This is a genomic window from Cobetia sp. ICG0124 (assembly GCF_004006355.1).
GTDB lineage: Bacteria > Pseudomonadota > Gammaproteobacteria > Pseudomonadales > Halomonadaceae > Cobetia > Cobetia marina.
In genome coordinates this window covers 3,130,602-3,153,338 of sequence record NZ_CP024893.1, presented here as the reverse complement: position 1 = coordinate 3,153,338, position 22,737 = coordinate 3,130,602, and the positions used below count along the sequence as shown (strand labels likewise).

The 22,737-nt window shown below is 61.2% G+C and carries 16 protein-coding genes, 3 rRNA genes and 2 pseudogenes; 10 read left to right on the top strand and 11 right to left on the bottom strand.

Annotated features, from left to right (window positions below):
• Positions 1–71: 71 nt before the first annotated feature.
• The 6 genes from CU110_RS14715 to CU110_RS14690 all read right to left on the bottom strand — a co-directional run bounded on the left by CU110_RS14715 (position 72) and on the right by CU110_RS14690 (position 4,975).
• Positions 72–569 (bottom strand): hotdog domain-containing protein, encoded by a 498-nt coding sequence (locus tag CU110_RS14715; RefSeq protein WP_127736964.1) that lies wholly within the window; start codon positions 567–569, stop codon positions 72–74.
• Positions 570–794: 225 nt separating this feature from the next.
• Positions 795–1,409, bottom strand: coding sequence for a methionine biosynthesis protein MetW (gene metW, locus CU110_RS14710; protein ID WP_077379447.1), 615 nt, complete (start codon positions 1,407–1,409; stop codon positions 795–797).
• Entirely contained in the window at positions 1,402–2,595 is a 1,194-nt protein-coding gene (locus CU110_RS14705; protein ID WP_084209844.1) for a homoserine O-acetyltransferase, read from the bottom strand. Before CU110_RS14705 ends, metW begins: the two co-directional genes overlap by 8 nt.
• 146 nt (positions 2,596–2,741) lie before the next feature.
• On the bottom strand, positions 2,742–3,323 hold the full coding sequence (locus CU110_RS14700; protein WP_127736500.1) for a YggT family protein: 582 nt from the start codon (positions 3,321–3,323) through the stop codon (positions 2,742–2,744).
• A gap of 35 nt (positions 3,324–3,358) precedes the next feature.
• Positions 3,359–4,201: a pyrroline-5-carboxylate reductase gene (gene proC, locus CU110_RS14695; RefSeq protein WP_084209472.1), complete on the bottom strand. Its 843-nt coding sequence runs from the start codon at positions 4,199–4,201 to the stop codon at positions 3,359–3,361.
• A gap of 21 nt (positions 4,202–4,222) precedes the next feature.
• Positions 4,223–4,975, bottom strand: a complete 753-nt coding sequence (locus tag CU110_RS14690; protein WP_077379440.1) for a YggS family pyridoxal phosphate-dependent enzyme — start codon at positions 4,973–4,975, stop codon at positions 4,223–4,225.
• A 195-nt stretch (positions 4,976–5,170) separates the two neighbouring features.
• Here CU110_RS14690 and CU110_RS14685 point away from each other — a divergent pair, with 195 nt between their 5' ends.
• A complete protein-coding gene (locus tag CU110_RS14685) occupies positions 5,171–6,238 on the top strand; it encodes a type IV pilus twitching motility protein PilT (RefSeq protein ID WP_127736497.1) in 1,068 nt (355 codons plus the stop codon).
• A complete protein-coding gene (locus CU110_RS14680) occupies positions 6,225–7,379 on the top strand; it encodes a PilT/PilU family type 4a pilus ATPase (RefSeq protein ID WP_084209470.1) in 1,155 nt (384 codons plus the stop codon). The genes CU110_RS14685 and CU110_RS14680 overlap by 14 nt, the downstream gene beginning before the upstream one ends.
• Positions 7,380–7,395: 16 nt before the next feature.
• Here the strand turns inward: CU110_RS14680 and CU110_RS14675 are convergent, their stop codons facing one another.
• Positions 7,396–8,580 (bottom strand): anhydro-N-acetylmuramic acid kinase, encoded by a 1,185-nt coding sequence (locus tag CU110_RS14675; RefSeq protein ID WP_240665416.1) that lies wholly within the window; start codon positions 8,578–8,580, stop codon positions 7,396–7,398.
• A gap of 62 nt (positions 8,581–8,642) precedes the next feature.
• Here CU110_RS14675 and tyrS point away from each other — a divergent pair, with 62 nt between their 5' ends.
• From tyrS to rrf, 4 genes are all read left to right on the top strand, one after another.
• Positions 8,643–9,851 (top strand): tyrosine--tRNA ligase, encoded by a 1,209-nt coding sequence (gene tyrS / locus CU110_RS14670; RefSeq protein ID WP_084209468.1) that lies wholly within the window; start codon positions 8,643–8,645, stop codon positions 9,849–9,851.
• A gap of 510 nt (positions 9,852–10,361) precedes the next feature.
• Positions 10,362–11,902, top strand: a 16S ribosomal RNA gene (locus CU110_RS14665).
• Between the two features lie 193 nt (positions 11,903–12,095).
• A 23S ribosomal RNA gene (locus CU110_RS14660) occupies positions 12,096–14,971 on the top strand.
• A 40-nt stretch (positions 14,972–15,011) separates the two neighbouring features.
• Positions 15,012–15,127, top strand: a 5S ribosomal RNA gene (rrf, locus tag CU110_RS14655).
• Together the 16S, 23S and 5S rRNA genes form the textbook arrangement of a ribosomal RNA operon.
• Positions 15,128–15,308: 181 nt before the next feature.
• Here the strand turns inward: rrf and CU110_RS14650 are convergent.
• The 3 genes and pseudogenes from CU110_RS14650 to CU110_RS17785 all read right to left on the bottom strand — a co-directional run.
• Complete coding sequence (locus CU110_RS14650) at positions 15,309–15,731, bottom strand: VOC family protein (protein WP_084209843.1); 423 nt, start codon at positions 15,729–15,731, stop codon at positions 15,309–15,311.
• A 140-nt stretch (positions 15,732–15,871) separates the two neighbouring features.
• Positions 15,872–16,477: pseudogene (locus tag CU110_RS17790) on the bottom strand (histidinol-phosphate transaminase); the annotation flags it as partial.
• A gap of 118 nt (positions 16,478–16,595) precedes the next feature.
• Positions 16,596–16,850 (bottom strand): annotated as a pseudogene (locus CU110_RS17785) (histidinol-phosphate transaminase); the annotation flags it as partial.
• Positions 16,851–16,984: 134 nt separating this feature from the next.
• Here CU110_RS17785 and CU110_RS14635 point away from each other — a divergent pair.
• From CU110_RS14635 to radA, 3 genes are all read left to right on the top strand, one after another.
• Positions 16,985–18,124 (top strand): alkene reductase, encoded by a 1,140-nt coding sequence (locus CU110_RS14635; RefSeq protein ID WP_084209467.1) that lies wholly within the window; start codon positions 16,985–16,987, stop codon positions 18,122–18,124.
• Positions 18,125–18,303: 179 nt separating this feature from the next.
• The gene (locus CU110_RS14630) at positions 18,304–18,771 is read left to right on the top strand and encodes a copper resistance protein NlpE N-terminal domain-containing protein (RefSeq protein WP_077378513.1); all 468 of its coding nucleotides are present in this window, start codon (positions 18,304–18,306) and stop codon (positions 18,769–18,771) included.
• A gap of 42 nt (positions 18,772–18,813) precedes the next feature.
• Positions 18,814–20,229, top strand: coding sequence for a DNA repair protein RadA (gene radA / locus CU110_RS14625; protein WP_077378515.1), 1,416 nt, complete (start codon positions 18,814–18,816; stop codon positions 20,227–20,229).
• Positions 20,230–20,239: 10 nt separating this feature from the next.
• On the opposite strand, the gene CU110_RS14620 is transcribed toward radA, so the two are convergent.
• Entirely contained in the window at positions 20,240–20,884 is a 645-nt protein-coding gene (locus CU110_RS14620) for a DUF1415 domain-containing protein (RefSeq protein WP_084209466.1), read from the bottom strand.
• Here CU110_RS14620 and CU110_RS14615 point away from each other — a divergent pair.
• Positions 20,883–22,736, top strand: coding sequence for a SulP family inorganic anion transporter (locus CU110_RS14615; RefSeq protein WP_127736488.1), 1,854 nt, complete (start codon positions 20,883–20,885; stop codon positions 22,734–22,736). The two genes, CU110_RS14620 and CU110_RS14615, sit on opposite strands and share 2 nt — an antisense overlap.
• Position 22,737 lies beyond the last annotated feature (1 nt).

Here is a 22,737-nt window from a genome sequence, read left to right as displayed (position 1 = left end):
GCCTTCGCCGCGGCCCAGGCCGCCGGTGTCGAGGTGCTGGCGCTGAGGATGCAGGTCGCACTGGCGCCCTGTCACGATGACGCGGGGCAGCCGCTCTGGCAGGCGTCGTTGACCCTCAAGGAGGTGCTGCCGCTGCACGAAGCGCGCTTGTCATTGGCCTGGCTGTCGTTGCTGCCGGCCTGCTCGCGGAAGCGATCCTCGATATACGTGATACGAGTGCGTCCGTGGGGCACCGGCTTGAAGTCGGCATCAACACTGACCAGCACGATGCGGTCGATGGTCAGGATGCGTTCACGCGTGATCTTGTTGCGGATCTCGACGCACAGCGAGATGGACGTGCGGCCAAAGGCGCTGGCGGTGATGCCCAGCTCGATGATATCGCCCTGGCGCGCACTGGAGACGAAGTTGATCTCCGACATGAACTTCGTCACCACGCGGGAAGTCCCCAGCTGGACGATGGCGTAGATGGCCGCTTCTTCGTCGATCCAGGCCAGCAGACGTCCACCGAACAGGGTGCCGTTGGGGTTGAGGTCTTCGGGCTTGACCCATTTGCGGGTATGGAAGTTCATGCACTCTCTCCTCGGGATGCCGGCGCACCTCACCGGAAGTGCGAGCCGTGATCCTCAGCTGCGTTTACCCCGAAAGTATATAGACTTTAGTTGCGACTGTCTGTGCATGGCCCGGATAGCGCAACGCTATCGCGGCGCGGGGAGAATTGACGGCGTCATGACGCGAAACGGCCGGCAGGGGCTCCCTGTCGGCCGTCTTTCCAAAGGCGGTGCGGCGAGTGTGGATCAGCGCTTGTCGGGCGGACAGTTGTCGCGGCAGACGCGGAAGATGGCCACCTCCCCGAACAGATTCGGCCACCAGGTCGCCGCCGGATGTGGCTCGTGATCGCCATTGCCGACTGCGCGGTCGATGATCTTGAGGCCCTGGGCACGACACAGCCGCTCGAAATCCGCAAAGGTCGAGAGGTGGATGTTGGGGGTGTCGTACCAGGCGTGCGGCAGTGACTTGGAGACCGGCATGCGCCCCTTGAGCCCCAGGTGCAGGCGGTGACGCCAGTAGGCGAAGTTGGGGAAGGTGATGATGGCTTCACGTGAGACGCGCATCATCTCTTCCAGCGCACGATCCGGACGGCGCAGTACCTGCAGGGCCTGGGACATCACCACGCGATCAAAGGTGTCATCGGCGAAATTGGCCAGACCATCATCGACATTCTGCTCGATGACGTTCACGCCGCGCGCCACGCAGGCGCTGATGTTGTCGGGATCGATCTCCAGTCCGTAGCCGAACACCCCCTTGGTCTCCTTGAGCGAGGCCAGCAGGGTGCCATCCCCACAGGCGAGATCCAGCACGCGGCCACCTTCGGGAATCCAGTCGTGGATCTGGGCGAGGTCGTTACGCATGGCTGGCCTCCTGGGGAGCGGTGTGCAGGGGAGAGGCTGCGTTGCAGGCCTTGTCGTATGCGCGGGTCAGGAAGTTGCCCAGCACTGCCTGATAGCGCTCTCCCGGCAGCAGGAAGGCGTCATGGCCGTGAGGAGAATCGATGTTGGCATAACTGACGTTCTTGCCGGCATGGATCATGGCGTTGACCAGCTCGCGCGAGCGTGAAGGAGCGAAGCGCCAGTCGGTGGTGAAGCTGACGACGAGCACCGGGCAGCTGATCGGTGCCATGGCCGCGGCCAGATCATCGCCGGCCGTGGCGGCGGGATCGAAGTAATCGAGTGCCTTGGTCATCAGCAGGTAGGTGTTGGCGTCGAAGGCGGTGGAGAAGGTGTCGCCCTGATGGCGCAGATAGCTCTCGACCTGGAAGTCGACGTCGTAACCGAAGTTGAGGCGGTCCTGGCGCAGGTCACGCCCGAACTTGGTCCCCATCGAGTGCTCGGAAAGATAGGTGATGTGACCGACCATGCGGGCCAGCTTGAGACCGCGCTTGGGCACGGCATCGACGCGTGAGTACCAGCCGTCATGGAATTCCGGGTCCGAGCGGATGGCCTGGCGCGCGACTTCGTTGAAGGCGATGTTCTGCGCCGAGAGCTTGGGGGTACAGGCGATGATGGCGACGTGCCCGACGCGCTCGGGATGATCCATCGCCCACTGCAGTGCCTGCATGCCGCCCAGTGAGCCACCGACCACCGCGGCGAAGCGCGTGATGCCGAGACGTTCGGCGAGGCGCTTCTGACTCTCGACCCAGTCCGGCACGGTCACCAGCGGGAAATCGGGGCCCCATTGTTCGCCCGTATCCGGGTTGATCGAGGTCGGGCCGGTACTGCCGTGACAGCCGCCGATATTGTTCAGCGCGATGACGAAGAAGCGTGAGGTATCGATGGGCTTGCCGGGGCCGATGTAGTCGTCCCACCAGCCGGGCTTGCGATCACTCATCGCGTGGTAGCCGGCGGCATGATGGTGTCCGGTCAGGGCGTGGCAGATCAGGAGGGCGTTGCTGGCGTCAGCGTTCAGCTCGCCATAGGTCTCGTAGACCAGCGAGTACTGTTCGAGACGTCTGCCGCAGGCCAGCTCCAGCGGTGTATCGAAGTGGGCAGTCCGGGGCGTGACGAGACCGACCGAATCCGGGGGAAGGGAATCAGGCATCGTGGTGAAGGTTTCCAGCATCATGTCCAGCAGAGTGTTCGGGGCAGAGCCCGTGTCCGGGGCGCGAAGCCGCGGTGATGCGCCTTGTGGGCGTCTCGTGCACCGTGGTTCTGGCTTCGGCCGAGGGATCACTCTAGCACAGCGTATCAGCCGAAGACGCTACGCAGCATGCCGATGGTCGGCAGCGTCTGACTGACCAGACTGCCGATCAGGTTGAGGGCGATGAACACGAAGATCGGCGACAGATCGAGCATGCCGATCGACGGGATCACCTTGCGCACCGGCTTCATGATCGGGTCCACCAGCTGATGGACCAGGATGGCGCCCGGGTGGTTGGCCTGGGGGGCGACCCACGACAGGATGATCATCGCGATCAAGGCGAAGAAGTAGATGTTGATGATGCTGTCGAGCATGGTGCCCAGTGCCGTCAGCGCGATGAAGCCGATCGGCAGCATGCCGCCGCCGAACAGCGCGCCGATGGCGACCAGCACCAGGCTGACGACGATGAAGGCGGCCGCCAGCGTGGCGATGTCGAAGCGCCCCAGCGGGCGCAGGATGCCCTGCAGCGGTGCCACCAGCGGATTGGTCGCCTTGACCACCGACTGGGTGACCGGATTGTAGAAATCTGCACGAGACAACTGCAGCAGGAAACGCAGCATCAGTATATAGACGAACAGTTGCAGCAGGATGGTGACCAGCTGAAGTCCGATGTTACCCATAGCACCCATGGGGCCTTCCTTAAGACGGTGAGTTGAGGACGCGGTTACTGGTCCAGCTCACGCGCCAGCTCTGCAGCCCTTGCGCTGGACGCCTTGGCCGCACGGCTGACGATCTCGCGCAGGCCATCTCCCTCGAAGCTGTTGATGGCGCGTTCGGTGGTGCCATTCGGCGAGCAGACACGGCGACGCAGCTCTGCCGGCTCGTGCTCGCTGGTGAAGGCCATCTGCGCGGCGCCGCGTCCGGTCTGGATCGCCAGTCGGCGCGCCGTCTCGGCATCCAGTCCCAGTTCGATACCGGCGGCTTCAAGCGCTTCGATGAACAGGAAGAAGTAGGCCGGGCCGGAACCGGAAATCCCGGTGACCGCTTCCAGCAGACCTTCTTCCTCGACCCATTCGACGATACCGACCGCGGTCAGCATCTCGTCCATCAGCGCACGTTGCTCATCGGTCACGCGCGAGGTGGCGTAGAGGCCGCTGGCACCGACGCCCACCAGCGAGGGGGTATTGGGCATGCAGCGGATGATGGCAAGCTCTCCCCCCAGCCAGCGCTCGAGACTGTCGCAGGTGATGCCGGCCGCGACCGAGATGACCAGCGGCTTGCGCTCCTGTACGGCGGGCGCCAGTGCCTGGCAGACGTCATGCATCATCTGTGGCTTGACGCCCAGCACGATGACATCGGCACGTGCGACGGCGTCAGCGTTGTCCTGGGTCGTGGTCACGCCGTAGCGTTGCTCGAGCGCCTCGAGGGTATCGCGTGAACGGGCCGTCGCGATGATGCGGTCTGCCGGATAGCCGGCCTCGATCATGCCGCCGAAGATGGCGCTGGCCATGTTGCCGGCACCGATGAAGGCGATGGTGCGGGGAGTGGCGGAGGTCTGGTGCGTCATGCGGTGCTCCTGATCGTTCGGTCAGTGGGCGCTGGAATAGTCACGCGCTCCGAAGAGGGCCGTGCCGAGACGGACCAGCGTCGCGCCTTCGGCGACGGCGGCCTCGAGGTCACCACTCATGCCCATGGACAGGGTGTCGAGCTTGGCCTGAGGGTAGCGGGCCGCGGGGAAGCGAGCCTGCAGCTGCTCCAGCAATACGCGCAGTGTCCTGAAGGGCGCCTGCCTTTCCTGCAGGTCAGCCTCGGATGAGGCGGGGGCGGGAATCGCCATCAGGCCTCGCAGTCGCAGGTTGGGCAGTGCCAGCACCGTCTCGGCCAGGGCAATCAATTCCTCGGGCGTGACGCCTGCCTTGGTGGCCTCGCCGGAGACGTTCACCTGCAGGCAGATGTCGAGTGGCGGCAGGGTCTCGGGGCGTTGCTCGCTCAATCTGCGAGCCACCTTCTCACGCTCGACGGCATGTACCCAAGAGAAGTGTTCGGCAATCGCGCGGGTCTTGTTGGACTGGATGGGGCCGATGAAGTGCCATTCGATATCGGTGAGGTCCGACAGCGCCTGCTGCTTGTCCAGCGCTTCCTGCAGATAGTTCTCGCCGAAGGCTCGCTGGCCATTGCGCCAGGCAGCACGAATCATCCGGTCGGGCTTGGTCTTGCTCACCGCCAGTATCCGGGCTGCCTCTACGTTGCGTTTACTTGCCAGCAGTGCCTTTTCCAGCCGCGCACGGGCCTCTAGGATACACTGAGTAACACAAGCTTCGTCGTCGGGGACTGCAGTCATGCGGCTCGGCTCCAGAATTTGCGAAATATCTTCACGGTTGATGGCTCGGCGTCGTGGGCGCCACCGGTAGTATGGGCTGGATAGGGCGTTCGTCATGATATCCACCGCACCATCTGCTGAAGAGCCACATCACACTTACACCCGAGTCCACGGGACTCGTTGGTACAAGAGCTTCGGTCTTCGCGAGGGATCTGCATGGATATTACCGAACTGCTGGCTTTTTCGGCAAAACAGAACGCATCGGATCTGCACCTGTCCGCCGGCCTGCCACCGATGATTCGCGTCGATGGTGACGTACGACGCATCAACGTCCCTTCGATGGATGACAAGCAGGTGCGTGCGCTGATCTACGAGATCATGAACGACAAGCAGCGTCGCGACTTCGAGGAGTTCCTCGAGACGGATTTCTCCTTCGAGGTGCCGGGCGTCTCGCGCTTCCGTGTCAATGCTTTCCATCAGGGGCGGGGGGCGGGTGCCGTCTTCCGTACCATCCCGTCGGAAGTGCTGACGATGGAAGATCTGGGTCTCGGCGAGGCGTTTCGCAAGATGTGCATGCTGCCGCGTGGCCTGATTCTGGTCACCGGTCCGACGGGGTCGGGCAAGTCGACCACGCTGGCGGCAATGATCGATTACATCAACGAGAACAAGTACGACCACATTCTCACCATCGAGGACCCGGTCGAGTTCGTCCACCAGTCCAAGCGTTGCCTGGTCAACCAGCGTGAAGTGCATCGTGATACCCACGGCTTCGCGCCGGCTCTGCGTTCGGCACTGCGTGAGGACCCGGACGTCATTCTGGTCGGCGAGCTGCGAGATCTCGAGACCATCCGTCTGGCACTGACGGCCGCCGAGACCGGGCACCTGGTCTTCGGCACCCTTCACACCACCTCGGCGACCAAGACCGTCGACCGCATCATCGACGTCTTCCCGGGCGAAGAGAAGGCGATGGTGCGTTCGATGCTGTCCGAATCCCTGCAAGGGGTCATCGCGCAGACGCTGCTCAAGAAGGTGGGCGGCGGGCGCGTGGCAGCGCACGAGATCATGCTTGCCACTCCGGCCATCCGCAACCTGATCCGTGAGGACAAGGTGGCGCAGATGTATTCCTCCATCCAGACCGGTGGTGCGTTGGGGATGCAGACGCTGGATTCGGCGCTGACGCGACTGTTGGCCGAGGGGCTGGTGACTAGCGAAGACGCGCAAGCGAAGGCCAAGGGGCTGCTGGGTCACAGAGTGGATCGGGACACGGCTCATGACTCCTCATGAATGGCTGCAGGAACTCCTGCAGTTGATGGTCAGCAAGGGCAGCTCGGATCTTTTCATCTCGACGGGGACTCCGCCGCAGATGAAGGTCAACGGGCGAATGGCGGCGCTGGGTGACAAGAAGCTCGGTGTCGATCAGGTGCGAGAACTGGTGCTTGCGCCGATGAGCGACATGCAGCGAGAGCGCTTCGAACAGGAGCGTGAGGCCAATTTTGCCCATAGTTTGCCGGGGGTGGGGCGTTTCCGGGTCAGTGCTTTCTATCAGCGTAGCCAGATGGGCATGGTCATCCGTCGCATCCAGCTGTCGATTCCCAGCCTGGAAGAACTGCGCCTGCCGGAAATCATCAAGAGTCTCTCGGAGACCAAGCGTGGTCTGGTGATCTTCGTCGGGGGCACGGGTGCCGGCAAGTCGACCTCGCTGGCGTCGATGATCCAGCACCGCAACCAGACCTCAAGTGGCCATATCATCTGCATCGAGGATCCGATCGAGTACATCCATCCCCATCAGCGCTCCATCGTGACCCAGCGCGAAGTGGGGATCGACACCGAGTCCTTCGAGGTGGCGCTGCGCAACACGCTGCGCCAGGCGCCGGACGTGATCATGATCGGCGAGATCCGTTCGCGTGAGACCATGGAGCATGCGCTGACCTTTGCGGAAACCGGTCACCTGTGTCTGGCGACCTTGCACGCCAACAACGCCAACCAGGCGCTGGATCGCATCATCCACTTCTTCCCGGAAGAGCGTCACGAACAGGTATGGATGGACCTGTCACTGAATCTCAAGGGCATCGTGGCCCAGCAGCTGCTGCCTCACAAGAGTGGCAATGGCGCACAGCGAGTGCCGGCCATCGAGGTGATGCTGCGCTCGCCGCTGATCGTCGATCTGATCCGCAAGGGGGCGGTGGTGGAGATAAAGGACGTGATGAAGCGCTCCCAGCAACAGGGCATGATGACCTTCGATCAATCGCTCTATGCGTTGCATCAGCAGGACCTGATCACCGAGGAGGTGGCATTGGCGCATGCCGATTCCGCCAATGACCTGCGTCTGATGATCAAGTTCGGCGATTCCGACAGTGCTCAGGAAGCGCAACTGGATGTGATGAATGCCGCCAGTCGCTTCTCGCTGCAGGACGACGATGGCTGAAGTCCGTCGCGATGGGTCAGCGTGCGTAGAGGCCCCCCAGGACTCTGGGGCCGCGTGCTCCCGTCACGCTGATGAGATTGCCGGGGCGCTCCAGCACTCTGCGGGCGGCCAGCCACGCGAAGGCGCTGGCTTCGAGGAGATCGGCATTCCAGCCAAGCGAGGCGCAGGTGGCCAGGCCGGTGGGGTGGCTTGCATGCGCAAGGCGCTGTTCGAGCGCGGCCATCAGGGCGGTGTTGCGCGCTCCGCCACCACAGGGTGTCAGTCCCGCCAGTGATACGCCGGTATGCTCAAGTGCACGCGCGATGCTCTCTACCGTCAGACTCAGCAAGGTGGCCTGCACATCGACAGGGGCCTCGCTGCCTGTCAGGTGCTGCTCCAGCCAGCCGAGATGGAAGTCCTCGCGTCCGGTACTCTTCGGCAGCGGTCGAGTGAAGTAATCCGCGCTGAGCAGACGATCCAGCAGCTCCTCGATGACATGGCCGCTGGCGGCCCAGCTGCCCTGAGGATCAATCGCGGCCCCCTGATGGCGTGCATGCCAGGCATCCAGCAGGCAGTTGGCCGGGCCGGTATCAAAGCCGATCACTGCCGCCTGCGAGTCCAGTGGCGGGAGCAATGTCAGGTTCGCGATCCCCCCCAGGTTCAGCAGTCCCCGCCACTGGTCTGGCTGAGCGAACAGCGCTGAGTGAAATGCCGGCGCCAGAGGCGCTGCCTGCCCACCGGCCGCCAGATCCCTGCGGCGGAAGTCTGCCACCACGGGGATGCCGGTCAGCTCGGCCAGCAGGCTGGGGTTGTCGAGCTGCAGGGTGTAAGGCGTCTGACAGGGCTGATCGCTGAAGCCATGCGGGCGGTGCTCGATGGTCTGTCCATGGCTGCCGATGGCGCGAATGTCTTTCGGTTCCAGTCGCTGGCGAGACAGCAGCTGGCGGATCGCGTCGGCGGCCAGTTCGGCCAGCGCCTGCTCGGCTGCGGCAAGATCACGAAAATGCGCATGGTCCTCGTGCATCAGACGCCAGAGGCGAGTGCGCAGGGGGTCCGGAAGCGGCAGATCCAGACCGTCGATGAAGCGGATGTGCTCGCGCAGCGCAATGCAGTCCTGATGGGGTTCGATATCGAGCAGGGCGACATCGAGGCCGTCGAGGCTGGTGCCTGTCATCAGGCCGAGGTAAAGCGCCATGGAGGGGGTGCATGGTCTGCGTGTCATGCTAACATTCTCGGCCAACATGCCCCGTTACGAGGGGAGTAGCAACGGTCAGAGAGGGCAGGATGAGCGACAAGTCAGTAGTGGAAGCGCTGGAGATCATCAAGCGCGGTACCGATGAGGTGCTGGTCGAGGAAGAGCTGATCAAGAAGCTCGAGTCCGGACGCAAGCTCAGGGTCAAGGCGGGTTTCGATCCGACGGCGCCGGACCTGCACCTCGGGCATACCGTGCTGATCAACAAGCTGCGTCAGCTGCAGGATCTTGGCCACGAGGTCATCTTCTTGATCGGGGACTTCACCGGACGCATCGGTGATCCGACCGGCAAGAGCGTGACGCGCAAGCCGCTGACCGAAGAGGACGTGAAGGCCAATGCCCTGACGTATCAGGAGCAGGTCTTCAAGATTCTCGACAAGGATCGCACGCGAATCGCCTTCAACTCCGAATGGATCAGCAAGCTCTCTGCCAGCGACATGATCGAACTGGCGGCTTCCAGCACGGTGGCTCGCATGCTCGAGCGCGATGATTTCGACAAGCGTTACACCGGCAACCAGCCGATCTCCATTCACGAGTTCCTCTATCCCCTGATCCAGGGCTATGACTCCGTGGCGCTGGAGGCGGATATCGAACTCGGCGGTACCGATCAGAAGTTCAACCTGCTGATGGGCCGTGAGCTGCAACGCCAGCGTGGCCAGGAGCCGCAGGTCGTGATCACCATGCCGATCCTCGAAGGTCTGGATGGCGTGCAGAAGATGTCCAAGTCGCTGGGCAACTACATCGGTATCAATGACCGTCCGGGCGAGATGTTCAACAAGATCGTCTCCATGCCGGACTCGCTGATGTGGCGTTACTTCGAGCTGCTCTCGCTGCGCCCCATGGAGGAAGTGAAGGCGCTGATGGCCAGCATCGAGAATGGCGCCAATCCGCGCGACATCAAGATGGAGCTGGCTCGGGAACTGGTGGCGCGTTTCCACGATGAAGAGGCGGCTGCCACGGCTCATCTCTCCAGTGGCAACCAGCTGGCAGAAGGTGAGCTGCCGGCGGACATGCCGGATGTCACCGTGAGCCTTGAAGGGGCAGAGGTCGCGCCGATCGCCGCCGTGCTCAATCGTTCAGGTCTGGCCAACAACAGCGCCCAGGCCAAGGACATGCTCAAGAATGGTCGCGTGAAAGTCGATGGAGACGTGATCGAGCCTTCCTACATGGCGCCTTTCGATACGGCCATCGTCATCCAGGCTGGCAAGAAGCGCTACGCACGTGTGACGGTGACTCGCTGAAGAGAATAGGTGTCGCCCGCATGTCCTCGAAATGACAATCGATGGAAAAAGCCCTTGTGCTCAGCCCGGATCGTGCGTAAAGTACGCATCCGCTGCCGGGGACGCATGGCGTTACCAGCGGTGAAAGAGGTTTGCAGGTGATTGTTTTGTTTGATGTTTTTGAAGTCCGCTTCCAAATCATCGATTGACAATTCCCGGGCGATTCGCTAGAATACGCCGCACTCCTTACGGAACAGGTGATCGAGGCAACGCTCCTCACCGCTTGATGATGCCACTGAATGATGCTTAGAGGCAGTCGATTGACTCATCATCAAGTGCTTGACTTCTCAAGCGTTCCGGATAGAATATGCCTCCTCGCTTAACAGCGACGCTCTTTAAAAATTTGATCAGGTAATTCGTGTGAGCGCTTGCCGATGAGTGGTGACAAGGTCACCAAATATCGGAGCAAGCCTCTCACGAGAAGTTTGACTCTGAACCAAGTTTGGTCTGCTTAACAGACTATCAAGCTTTCAACTGAAGAGTTTGATCATGGCTCAGATTGAACGCTGGCGGCAGGCTTAACACATGCAAGTCGAGCGGAAACGATTCTAGCTTGCTAGAAGGCGTCGAGCGGCGGACGGGTGAGTAATGCATGGGAATCTGCCCGATAGTGGGGGACAACCTGGGGAAACTCAGGCTAATACCGCATACGTCCTACGGGAGAAAGCAGGGGATCTTCGGACCTTGCGCTATCGGATGAGCCCATGTCGGATTAGCTTGTTGGTGAGGTAACGGCTCACCAAGGCGACGATCCGTAGCTGGTCTGAGAGGATGATCAGCCACACTGGGACTGAGACACGGCCCAGACTCCTACGGGAGGCAGCAGTGGGGAATATTGGACAATGGGCGAAAGCCTGATCCAGCCATGCCGCGTGTGTGAAGAAGGCCTTCGGGTTGTAAAGCACTTTCAGCGAGGAAGAACGCTTCGGGATTAATACTCCCGAGGAAAGACATCACTCGCAGAAGAAGCACCGGCTAACTCCGTGCCAGCAGCCGCGGTAATACGGAGGGTGCAAGCGTTAATCGGAATTACTGGGCGTAAAGCGCGCGTAGGTGGCTAAGTCAGCCAGGTGTGAAAGCCCCGGGCTCAACCTGGGAACGGCATCTGGAACTGCTTGGCTAGAGTGCAGGAGAGGAAGGTAGAATTCCCGGTGTAGCGGTGAAATGCGTAGAGATCGGGAGGAATACCAGTGGCGAAGGCGGCCTTCTGGACTGACACTGACACTGAGGTGCGAAAGCGTGGGTAGCAAACAGGATTAGATACCCTGGTAGTCCACGCCGTAAACGATGTCAACTAGCCGTTGGGTCCCTTGAGGACTTAGTGGCGCAGCTAACGCAATAAGTTGACCGCCTGGGGAGTACGGCCGCAAGGTTAAAACTCAAATGAATTGACGGGGGCCCGCACAAGCGGTGGAGCATGTGGTTTAATTCGATGCAACGCGAAGAACCTTACCTACCCTTGACATCCAGAGGACTTTCCAGAGATGGATTGGTGCCTTCGGGAACTCTGAGACAGGTGCTGCATGGCTGTCGTCAGCTCGTGTTGTGAAATGTTGGGTTAAGTCCCGTAACGAGCGCAACCCCTATCCTTATTTGCCAGCGAGTAATGTCGGGAACTCTAAGGAGACTGCCGGTGACAAACCGGAGGAAGGTGGGGACGACGTCAAGTCATCATGGCCCTTACGGGTAGGGCTACACACGTGCTACAATGGCAAGTACAAAGGGTTGCAATACGGCGACGTGGAGCCAATCCCATAAAGCTTGCCTCAGTCCGGATTGGAGTCTGCAACTCGACTCCATGAAGTCGGAATCGCTAGTAATCGTGGATCAGAATGCCACGGTGAATACGTTCCCGGGCCTTGTACACACCGCCCGTCACACCATGGGAGTGGACTGCACCAGAAGTGGTTAGCCTAACCTTCGGGAGGGCGATCACCACGGTGTGGTTCATGACTGGGGTGAAGTCGTAACAAGGTAGCCCTAGGGGAACCTGGGGCTGGATCACCTCCTTATCGATTTGCTGGCTTAGCCAGCAGTGGCAAGCGTGCTCGACAGAGCGCGCTTCTCACTGTTCTCTGAACAGCCGCTCTTTAACAATGTGAATCATGCTGACGATGGAATGTGCGCCAAGCACATCTCCATCAAACGATATGTCGGAGAGGTCCGACAGATTCGTAATCCTTGACAGACCCCTTGGGGTTATATGGTCAAGCGATTAAGCGCATACGGTGGATGCCTTGGCAGCCAGAGGCGATGAAGGACGTGATAGCCTGCGATAAGCGTTGGCGAGGTGGCAAATACCCTGCGACCCAACGATTTCCGAATGGGGAAACCCACTCACCATCAGGTGAGTATCTATAGGCCAATACATAACCTATAGAGGCAAACCCGGGGAACTGAAACATCTAAGTACCCGGAGGAAAAGAAATCAACCGAGATTCCCCAAGTAGCGGCGAGCGAACGGGGACCAGCCCTTAAGCGATACAACTGACAGACGAACAAGCTGGGAAGCTTGACGATACAGGGTGATAGTCCCGTAGTCGAAGTCTGAGTATCGTGAAATCGAGTAGGTCGGGGCACGAGAAACCTTGACTGAACATGGGGGGACCATCCTCCAAGGCTAAATACTCCTGGCTGACCGATAGTGAACCAGTACCGTGAGGGAAAGGCGAAAAGAACCCCGGCGAGGGGAGTGAAATAGATCCTGAAACCGTATGCGTACAAGCAGTGGGAGCACCTTCGTGGTGTGACCGCGTACCTTTTGTATAATGGGTCAGCGACTTATATTCTGTGGCGAGCTTAACCGTATAGGGGAGGCGTAGCGAAAGCGAGTCTTAACTGGGCGACCAGTCGCAGGGTATAGACCCGAAACCGGGCGATCTATCCATGGCCAGGGTGAAGATTGAGTAACATCAATTGGAGGCCCGAACCCAAGTATGTTGAAAAATGCTGGGATGAGCTGTGGATCGGAGTGAAAGGCTAATCAAGCCCGGAGATAGCTGGTTCTCCTCGAAAGCTATTTAGGTAGCGCCTCACGTATCACCGCTGGGGGTAGAGCACTGTTTCGGCTAGGGGGTCATCCCGACTTACCAACCCGAGGCAAACTCCGAATACCAGTGAGTGCAGCGTGGGAGACACACAGCGGGTGCTAACGTCCGTTGTGAAAAGGGAAACAACCCAGACCGTCAGCTAAGGTCCCAAAATCCTGATTAAGTGGGAAACGATGTGGGAAGGCTCAGACAGCTAGGAGGTTGGCTTAGAAGCAGCCATCCTTTAAAGAAAGCGTAATAGCTCACTAGTCGAGTCGGCCTGCGCGGAAGATATAACGGGGCTAAATCAGGTACCGAAGCTACGGGTTCATCCTTATGGATGAGCGGTAGAGGAGCGTCGTGTAAGCCAATGAAGGTAGATTGAGAAGTCTGCTGGAGGTATCACGAGTGCGAATGCTGACATGAGTAACGATAAGGGGAGTGAAAAACTCCCCCGCCGGAAGACCAAGGTTTTCTGTTCTACGTTAATCGGAGCAGAGTGAGTCGGCCCCTAAGGCGAGGCGGAAACGCGTAGTCGATGGGAAACGGGTTAATATTCCCGTACCGGATGTGGTTGCGATGGGGGGACGAAGAAGGCTAGGTGAGCCAGGCGTTGGTTGTCCTGGTGAAAGCATGTAGGCCGAGGAATCAGGCAAATCCGGTTCCTCTGAGGTCGAGATGCGAGACGAACTGACCACGGTCAGGAAGTCATCGATGCCACGCTTCCAGGAAAAGCCTCTAAGCTTCAGATCACATGCGACCGTACCCCAAACCGACACAGGTGGTCAGGTAGAGAATACCAAGGCGCTTGAGAGAACTCGGGTGAAGGAACTAGGCAAAATGGCACCGTAACTTCGGGAGAAGGTGCACCGGTTCGAGTGAAGGACTTGCTCCGTAAGCTCTTACCGGTCGAAGATACCAGGTGGCTGCAACTGTTTATTAAAAACACAGCACTCTGCAAACGCGCAAGCGGACGTATAGGGTGTGACGCCTGCCCGGTGCCGGAAGGTTAATTGATGGGGTTAGGATTCGTCCGAAGCTCTTGATCGAAGCCCCGGTAAACGGCGGCCGTAACTATAACGGTCCTAAGGTAGCGAAATTCCTTGTCGGGTAAGTTCCGACCTGCACGAATGGCGTAATGATGGCCACGCTGTCTCCACCCGAGACTCAGTGAAATTGAAATCGCAGTGAAGATGCTGTGTACCCGCGGCTAGACGGAAAGACCCCGTGAACCTTTACTATAGCTTTACACTGGATGCTGATGTTGTCTGTGTAGGATAGCTGGGAGGCTTTGAAACCACGTCGCCAGATGCGGTGGAGCCAACCTTGAAATACCAGCCTGACATCATTGGCGTTCTAACTCAGGTCCGTTATCCGGATCGAGGACAGTGTATGGTGGGTAGTTTGACTGGGGCGGTCTCCTCCTAAAGAGTAACGGAGGAGCACGAAGGTACCCTCAGCACGGTTGGAAATCGTGCATTGAGTGCAAGAGCATAAGGGTGCTTGACTGCGAGACAGACACGTCGAGCAGGTACGAAAGTAGGTTCTAGTGATCCGGTGGTTCTGTATGGAAGGGCCATCGCTCAACGGATAAAAGGTACTCCGGGGATAACAGGCTGATACCGCCCAAGAGTTCACATCGACGGCGGTGTTTGGCACCTCGATGTCGGCTCATCACATCCTGGGGCTGAAGTCGGTCCCAAGGGTATGGCTGTTCGCCATTTAAAGTGGTACGCGAGCTGGGTTTAGAACGTCGTGAGACAGTTCGGTCCCTATCTGCCGTGGGCGTCGGAAGTTTGAGAAGAGCTGCTCCTAGTACGAGAGGACCGGAGTGGACGAACCTCTGGTGTTCGGGTTGTCATGCCAATGGCATTGCCCGGTAGCTACGTTCGGACGGGATAACCGCTGAAAGCATCTAAGCGGGAAGCCCCCTTCAAGATGAGACTTCCCTGAGGCCTTGCGCCTCCTGAAGGGCCCTTGAAGACTACAAGGTTGATAGGCTGGGTGTGGAAGCACAGCAAGCATGATTCATATTGCGAGTTGCGAGGCCACAAGCCTCGAGACTCAGGCATCGCAAGATGCCACCGTTTCGCCTGACGACCATAGCGAGCGTGAACCACCCGATCCCATGCCGAACTCGGAAGTGAAACCGCTTAGCGCCGATGGTAGTGTGGAGTTTCTCCATGTGAGAGTAGGTCATCGTCAGGCACTTATACTGAACCGCCCCTGCAGCCCAGCTGCAGGGGCGGTTCTCTTTGTGCGCGGAAAAAGTGGCACGAAAGAAAAGCTCCGCGTGAGCAACGTGCATATGCCACAAGAAGGCCCCTGTCGAAATCTCGACAGGGGCCTTTTGTCTTCAGAGCCAGTGAAGTTTCAGCGCGCCATCACATCAGGGCGAGACTTCGTAGAGCTCGATGGGCGTACCGTCAGGGTCTGCCAGGAAGGTGAAGCGGGCGCCAGTGTATTCATCGACACGTATCGGCTCTGGCGTGGCGCCACGGGCGATCAGCAGCTCGACACAGGTGTCGATGTCCTCGGTTGCCAGCGCCAGGTGACGCAGCCCACAGGCTTCCGGATAGCTTGGGCGCTCAGGCGGTGACGGGAAGGAGAACAGCTCCAGCTGGATACCGCCCGGCAAGCGCAGGTCGAGCTTGTAGCTGTCGCGGGCTTCACGATAGGCCTCGTGGATCACCTGCGCATCCATGACCTCGAGATAGAAGCGCCTGGCGCGTGGGTAATCAGCGGTGATGAGTGCCACATGATGCACTCGCGTCAAAGGCAGGCGCGCTGTCGAAGTGGCACTTGATGCCATGGTGGGACGTTCCGTTGTCATATGGTTGCTCCTGCTGAGAGTCTTCGGTGGCGAATGCCCGAGTGACATCCTGATGAAAGAAGGCGCCCAGTGGGCGCCTTCTTTCATTGAACCCATCACGGGTCATGCTGTGCGCTATCTCAACGACACAGGGTTTCCAGTGCTTCGATCAGGCTGTCCATCTCGGCATCGGTGCCGATGCTGATGCGCAGATGGTCGCGTAGCGCATCGGTATTGAAGTGGCGGACCAGGATGCCCTGCTCGCGAAGGCCGATGAACAGCTTGCCGGCATCATGGGTCGGGTGAGTCGCCAGCACGAAGTTGGTCTGTGACGGCAGGATCTCGAAGCCCAGTGCAGCCATGCGATCGCGCGTCTGCTCACGGGTGGTGATGACGCGTGTGCGGCACTCATCGAAATAGGCGGGGTCACTGAGCGCGGCGACGCCGACCTGCTCGGCCAGACGATCGATGGGGTAGGAATTGAAGGAGTCCTTCACGCGCTCCAGGCCCTCGATCAGCTCCCGCGAGGCCACGGCATAGCCAAGGCGAATGCCCGCCAGGCTACGCGACTTCGAGAAAGTGCCCGACACGACCAGATTCGGATACTGATGAATCAGCGGGATGGCGCTTTCCCCCCCGAAATCCACGTAAGCCTCATCTACCAGCACCACGCTCTGCGGGTTGCGCTCCAGCAGCGCGGCAATCGCCTTGCGGCCATGGCCATGGCCTGTCGGGGCATTGGGGTTCCCCCCCGAAATCCACGTAAGCCTCATCTACCAGCACCACGCTCTGCGGGTTGCGCTCCAGCAGCGCGGCAATCGCCTTGCGGCCATGGCCATGGCCTGTCGGGGCATTGGGGTTGGCGAAGATGATGCCGCCATTGTCACTGCCGAAGGCTTCGAGATCGACTTCCCAGTTGTCGGTCAGCGCGATACTGCGTGATTCGATGCCATACATGGCGGCCACATGGAAGGTCTCGGCCAGGGCGGCGCGCAGCGAGCTGGAACTCGGGGTCTGTTCCACGGCCGGGGCCGGCGGGTAGGGGTTTTCATTGGTGTTCAGCTTGATCAGCTGCTCACGCGGTTGTTCGCCGGGGACGACCTGGCGCATTGTTGCCATCCCAGCATTATTCTCATGCACCGCGTGCGCTTGAAGCATCGGCTGGCGCACCGCATGTCACTGGCATGCCCGCCCGGTTCGCCCGATCGCCCGAAGCGGCGGCTGGCGAAAGATCAGAGACTCAAGGAGCACCGATGACTGCCAACACCAAGGCCCCGTACGCCGACACCCTGCTTGATCCGGTCATGCTCGGTGACCTGACCCTGCCCAATCGTATCCTGATGGCGCCACTGACCCGAGCGCGCACCCCGGACAGCATTCCTGGTGAGCTTCAGGAGGTCTACTACGGACAGCGTGCCGGCGCCGGCCTGATCATCAGCGAGGCGACCAACATCTCGCCGACCGCGCGTGGTTACGTCTACACGCCGGGTATCTGGACGGATGAGCAGGAAGCCGGCTGGAAGGGCGTCGTCGAAGCAGTGCACGCCAAGGGTGGACGCATGGCGCTTCAGCTGTGGCATGTCGGGCGTGTCTCGCACGAGATGGTGCAGCCGGATGGCCAGCCACCGGTCGCGCCCAGCGCCCTGCGTGGTGAAGGCGCCCAGTGCTTCGTTGAGTTCGAGGATGGCAGCAGTGGTCGCCACCCCACCAGCACGCCGCGTGCGCTGGAGACGGAGGAAATCCCCCAGCTGGTCGAGGACTATCGTCAGGCTGCCGTGCGCGCCAAGCGTGCCGGCTTCGACATGATCGAGGTGCATGCCGCCAACGCCTATCTGCTCAACCAGTTCATGGCGACCGGCACCAACCAGCGCACCGACCAGTACGGTGGTTCGGTCGAGAATCGTGCGCGCCTGACACTGGAAGTCGTCGATGCCGTCGCCGAGGTCTTCGGGCCGGAGCGCACCGGCATCCGTCTGACGCCCTTCATCGAGATCTTCGGTCTCACCGATGACGAGCCGGAAGAGATGGCCTTCTACATGGCAGACCAGCTCTCCAGACGTGGCATTGCCTACGTGCACGTCAACGAGCCGGACTGGGCCGGCGGCGACGTCAAGTTCACCGATGACTTCCGCCGCGCACTGCGGGAGCGCGTCAAGGGCGCGCTGATCTTCTGCGGTCATTACGACGGGGAGCGTGCGGCACGCATCATCGACGAGGGCATTGCGGATGCCGTCGCCATCGGGCGCCCCTATATCGCCAATCCGGACCTGGTCGAACGTCTGCGTCTGGATGCGCCGTTCAACGAGCAGGATCCTGATACCTTCTACGGTGGCGGTGCCGAGGGCTACACCGATTATCCCTTCCTCGACAACGGGTATGATCGCCGTGGCTGAGGCCGACATGATTTAGCGAATGGCGTTCGATAAACGCCATCGGGGGTGGCCTCACGGGGCTGATACCCGCTATTCTTGAGCGTGGAAGCTCGTGAGCGGTCCGTCTGTCGAGGCAGTCGGGCCGCTCGCCGTCGATAGCGCTGACGCTGCTATCGAATCATCGCCTTAAGGAGGATTCAATGCAGATCAGGACTCTGATGGTGGGAGCCGCGCTGATGGTCGGTCTCGCCGGGTGCGCATCAACGGCCCAGACGACGGATGGTGCCGCTGCCAATGACGCCACCGAGACAGCCAGCGAGCAGGTTGCCGTCTACAAGGGCACCCTGCCGTGTCGTCGTTGCACGGGCATTGACCTCGATGTGCGTCTCAAGGGAGCGGAAGATGCTGCCCCGGAAGCGCGTACCTTCAGTCTCGATGCCACCTATCGCGATCATCCGCAGCAGCCCGCGCCGGAGCACTACGAGGGTCAGTGGGATGTACTGTCAGGTACGGTGACCGACCCGAATGCCACCGTCTATGAGCTGACGCCGAATGGCGAGGGCCAGACCTACTACTTCCTGCGTCTGGACCCCCAGACACTGGAACTGGTCGACCCGCAGAAGCGCCGCTTCCAGAACGGCGAGACACTGCGTCTCAAGCGCGAGTGATGCCACCGCGTGTCAATCATTACTCCCTGACAGGATGGTCTGATGGCGAAAGCAAAGAGCGCCTTCGTATGTACCGAGTGCGGTAGCGAATTCTCGAAGTGGCAGGGGCAGTGCAGCGGCTGTCGCGAGTGGAATACCCTGCAGGAGATTCGGGTCGGTGCCACGGTATTGCCGGGGGCTGCGCCGGCTGCCGGGGGCATCAGCACTGGCGGGGCGTCACGTGGTGCCACCAGCGCCAGAGGCGGCTATGCCGGCACGCTGAGTGACAACGTGACGGATCTGTCCAACGTCTCGCTGGCCGAAGTGCCGCGCTTCTCCTCGACCTTCGGTGAGTTTGATCGCGTGCTTGGCGGCGGTCTGGTGCCTGGCTCCGCCGTATTGCTCGGCGGGCATCCCGGTGCCGGCAAGTCGACGCTGCTGCTGCAGACCGCCTGCAAGCTGGCACAGCACAAGCGTTCGCTCTACGTCACCGGTGAAGAGTCGCTGTCGCAGGTGGCGATGCGTGCCCATCGACTGCAGCTCCCGACCCAGGGACTCAAGATGCTGGCCGAGACCAGTGTCGAGACGATTCTGGCCACCGCCGAGCGCGAGAAGCCGGAAGTGCTGATCATCGACTCCATCCAGACCATGCACCTGGAGGATCTGTCCTCCGCGCCGGGGGGCGTCTCGCAGGTGCGTGAGTCCGCCGCGGCGTTGACGCGTTTCGCCAAGCGGACCAACACCGTATTGCTGCTGGTCGGGCACGTGACCAAGGATGGCTCGCTGGCCGGCCCCAAGGTACTGGAGCACATGATCGATGCCTCCCTGTTGCTGGAAGGGGACGGTGATTCGCGTTTTCGCACCCTGCGCGGACAGAAGAACCGCTTCGGCGCGGTCAACGAGTTGGGCGTGTTCGCCATGGTCGAGCTTGGCCTGAAAGAGGTGAAGAACCCCAGTGCGATCTTCCTGTCACGCAGCGAGGAGCAATCCTCCGGCAGCCTGGTGATGGTGGTCTGGGAAGGGACTCGGCCGATCCTGATCGAGGTCCAGGCGTTGCTGGATGATTCGCCGCTGGGCAATCCCCGGCGCGTCGCGGTCGGTCTGGATGGCAACCGACTCTCGATGTTGCTGGCCGTGCTCAACAAGCACGGCGGCCTGTTCACCGGCGATCAGGATGTCTTCCTGAACGTGGTGGGCGGGGTCAAGGTGCTCGAGACCAGCGCCGACCTCGCGGTGCTGTGTGCGGTGGTATCCAGTCTGCAGAACCGCCCGCTGCCGCGTGAACTGGTGGTGTTCGGTGAGGTCGGCCTGTCCGGCGAGATCCGTCCGGTGCCCAGTGGGCAGGAGCGCATCGTCGAGGCCGCCAAGCATGGCTTCACGCGCGCCATCGTGCCCAAGGGCAATGCCCCCAAGAATCCGCCCAAGGGCATGACGATCGTCGCGGTCGACAAGTTGTCCCAGGCGCTGGAAGCCCTGTGATGGCGTGCTGTCAGTCCTGGCTGTCAGCCTGACGGGCGGCGTGAGCGCAGGCCTTGAGGCGTGCGACCAGCTGCTCGACGCCACGCTCGCGCATCAGCGCCTCGTTGCGCGCCGGCACCTCTTCCACATCCCCCGAATAGGCATTGATCGCCGCCTCGACCGAGCTTTCCCGCAGCAGGTGCAGCATCGGGAAGGGCGAGCGGTTGGTGTAGTTCGCGGCGTCGTCTTCCTCGGTATCCTCGAAGACATAGTCCGGATGGAAGCTGGCCAGCTGATAGATGCCCTCATAACCCTGCATCTCGAGCAGTGCCTCAGCGTAATCCAGCAACTCCAGATAGGCATCGAAGTCGCGGAAGCCATCCTTGAAGATCACCAGGGTGGTTTCGGCATCGCGATTGGCATCGAGGTTGAGGAGTTCATCGCCGAGTGCCTGCAGGCAACGCTCGAGTCCCGCGCCGGGGATGACGGCGTACTGGACGCTGTTGCGCGCCACTTCACGTGCCGCGAACGGGCATAGATTGTCCGCGATGATGTGCGTCTCGACCCACTGGCGGGTGGTCTCGATGGCCTCGGCCTCACTGACCTCAAGTGCAGGCGTATAGCCGGCCGACGGGGTGGAAGAGGTGGTGTCAGCAGGCGTAGCGTCGGTGGTCATGGCGTCAGTGTCCGCAGCGGTGTCAGGAGGGTGCATTGTCACTGCTCATGCCGGCCATGGCCAGAGTGCCACGGCATACCGCCTGTCACGCCTGCTGCCGTTTCTGGGCTGGATGCGCCAGCTGTCGCCGAGAGATGCGCGCGCGGACCTGATCGCCGGGCTGAGCGGTGCGGTGCTGGTACTGCCTCAGGGGGTGGCCTACGCGCTGATCGCGGGGTTGCCTCCGGCGCATGGACTCTATGCCGCCATCGTGGTCGCGATCATCGCCGGACTCTTCGGCTGCTCGCGTCATATGGTCAGCGGGCCGGCCGCCGCCATCTCGATGGTGGTCTTCGGTACCGTCTCGACCCTGGCCACCCCCGGCAGTCCGGAATACCTGCCGCTGGTGCTGGCGCTGACCTGCATGGTCGGCATCATCCAGCTCGCACTCGGGCTGCTGCGCATGGGGGCGCTGGTCAATCTGATCTCGCATACCGTGGTGATCGGCTTCACCGCCGGTGCCGGCGTATTGATCGCCACCAGTCAGCTCAAGCATCTGTTCGGTATCGCGCTGGGAGATGCCTCGAGCTTCCTCGGCACCTGGTGGGCGTTGCTTGGGCACCTGGAAGACACCTCGTGGGCGACCCTGATCACCGGCCTCAGTACGCTCGCCAGTGCCTTGCTGGTACGGCGGGTGAATCGCAGACTGCCGTGGATGCTGGTCGCGATGGCCGTCGGTTGCGGGGTTGCGGCATTGCTGGGTGGCAGCGAGGCAGGCATCCCGATGGTGGGGGCCCTCTCCGGCAGCCTGCCGCCGTTTTCTCTGCCGCCACTGGGGTTTGACACCCTGCGCTCGCTGGGCGGTGCGGCCGTTGCGCTGGCGGTTCTCGGCCTGATCGAGGCGGTCTCCATCGCCCGCGCCATCGGGGTACGCTCGCATCAGCGCATCGATGGCAATCAGGAGTTCATCGGCCAGGGGCTGTCGAATCTGGTCGGCAGCTTCTTCTCGTGCTTCGCCGGCTCCGGCTCCTTCACCCGTTCAGGGGCCAATTACGATGCCGGCGCCCGCACGCCGCTGTCGGTGATGATCGCGGCCCTGATCGTGCTGGCGGTGCTGTTGCTGGTGCCGAATGTCACGGCCTGGCTGCCATTGCCCGCCATGGCGGGCCTGATCATGGTGATCGCCGCCAACCTGATCGAATTCAGTCATATCCGTCAGATTCTCACCGTCAGCCGCGAGGAAGCGGTGGTGCTGGTGATCACCTTCCTCGCCACGCTGCTGCTGCCGCTTGAGTTCGCCATCTTCGCCGGCGTGCTGGTGTCGCTGGTGCTGTATCTGAATCGCACCTCGCGTCCACGTCTGGTGGAAATGGCACCGGACTCCGAACACCCGGAGCTGGGCGTGCGCAATGCCGAGCGCTACCAGCTGACCCAATGCCGTGAGGTCGTCATCCTGCGAGTGGATGGCTCGCTGTTCTTCGGCGCGGTGGACCACGTCCAGCGCAAGCTGGCGCGCTATACCGGCAAGCACGTCATCCTGCTCGGCACCGGCTGCAATTTCATCGACATCGCGGGGGCCGAGATGCTCGAGATCGAGCAGCGCCGCCTACAGGATGCCGGCGGCAGCCTGAGCATGTGCGGCTTCCGACGCTACGCGCTGGAAGTGATGGAGCGCGGAGGCTTCCTTGAGCGCATGGGGGATGAGCACTACTTTCATACTGCCGAGGCGGCCATTGCCGCCCTGCGCGAGGCAGTGTCCGAGGCGCATCGGCCACACGACGGTGAGCCGGCCGCATGTGCGTCCTGCCCGCTGTTCGGCCCTGACAGCATCGGCCCGAGCCAGGGCATTCGCCTGACGCCGCCGCTGGCCTGAA

Bases quoted from the DNA above. Each gene is read 5' to 3' on its own strand.
- CU110_RS14675 (WP_240665416.1), bottom strand. From the start codon at position 8,580: ATGACACGCAGACCATGCACCCCCTCCATGGCGCTTTACCTCGGCCTG.
- CU110_RS14635 (WP_084209467.1), top strand. From the start codon at position 16,985: ATGACTGCCAACACCAAGGCCCCGTACGCCGACACCCTGCTTGATCCG.
- tyrS (WP_084209468.1), top strand. From the start codon at position 8,643: ATGAGCGACAAGTCAGTAGTGGAAGCGCTGGAGATCATCAAGCGCGGT.
- radA (WP_077378515.1), top strand. From the start codon at position 18,814: ATGGCGAAAGCAAAGAGCGCCTTCGTATGTACCGAGTGCGGTAGCGAA.
- CU110_RS14650 (WP_084209843.1), bottom strand. From the start codon at position 15,731: ATGGCATCAAGTGCCACTTCGACAGCGCGCCTGCCTTTGACGCGAGTG.
- CU110_RS14615 (WP_127736488.1), top strand. From the start codon at position 20,883: ATGGCGTCAGTGTCCGCAGCGGTGTCAGGAGGGTGCATTGTCACTGCT.
- metW (WP_077379447.1), bottom strand. From the start codon at position 1,409: ATGCGTAACGACCTCGCCCAGATCCACGACTGGATTCCCGAAGGTGGC.
- CU110_RS14630 (WP_077378513.1), top strand. From the start codon at position 18,304: ATGCAGATCAGGACTCTGATGGTGGGAGCCGCGCTGATGGTCGGTCTC.
- CU110_RS14700 (WP_127736500.1), bottom strand. From the start codon at position 3,323: ATGGGTGCTATGGGTAACATCGGACTTCAGCTGGTCACCATCCTGCTG.
- CU110_RS14620 (WP_084209466.1), bottom strand. From the start codon at position 20,884: ATGACCACCGACGCTACGCCTGCTGACACCACCTCTTCCACCCCGTCG.
- CU110_RS14685 (WP_127736497.1), top strand. From the start codon at position 5,171: ATGGATATTACCGAACTGCTGGCTTTTTCGGCAAAACAGAACGCATCG.
- CU110_RS14715 (WP_127736964.1), bottom strand. From the start codon at position 569: ATGAACTTCCATACCCGCAAATGGGTCAAGCCCGAAGACCTCAACCCC.
- CU110_RS14680 (WP_084209470.1), top strand. From the start codon at position 6,225: ATGACTCCTCATGAATGGCTGCAGGAACTCCTGCAGTTGATGGTCAGC.
- CU110_RS14690 (WP_077379440.1), bottom strand. From the start codon at position 4,975: ATGACTGCAGTCCCCGACGACGAAGCTTGTGTTACTCAGTGTATCCTA.
- CU110_RS14705 (WP_084209844.1), bottom strand. From the start codon at position 2,595: ATGCCTGATTCCCTTCCCCCGGATTCGGTCGGTCTCGTCACGCCCCGG.
- proC (WP_084209472.1), bottom strand. From the start codon at position 4,201: ATGACGCACCAGACCTCCGCCACTCCCCGCACCATCGCCTTCATCGGT.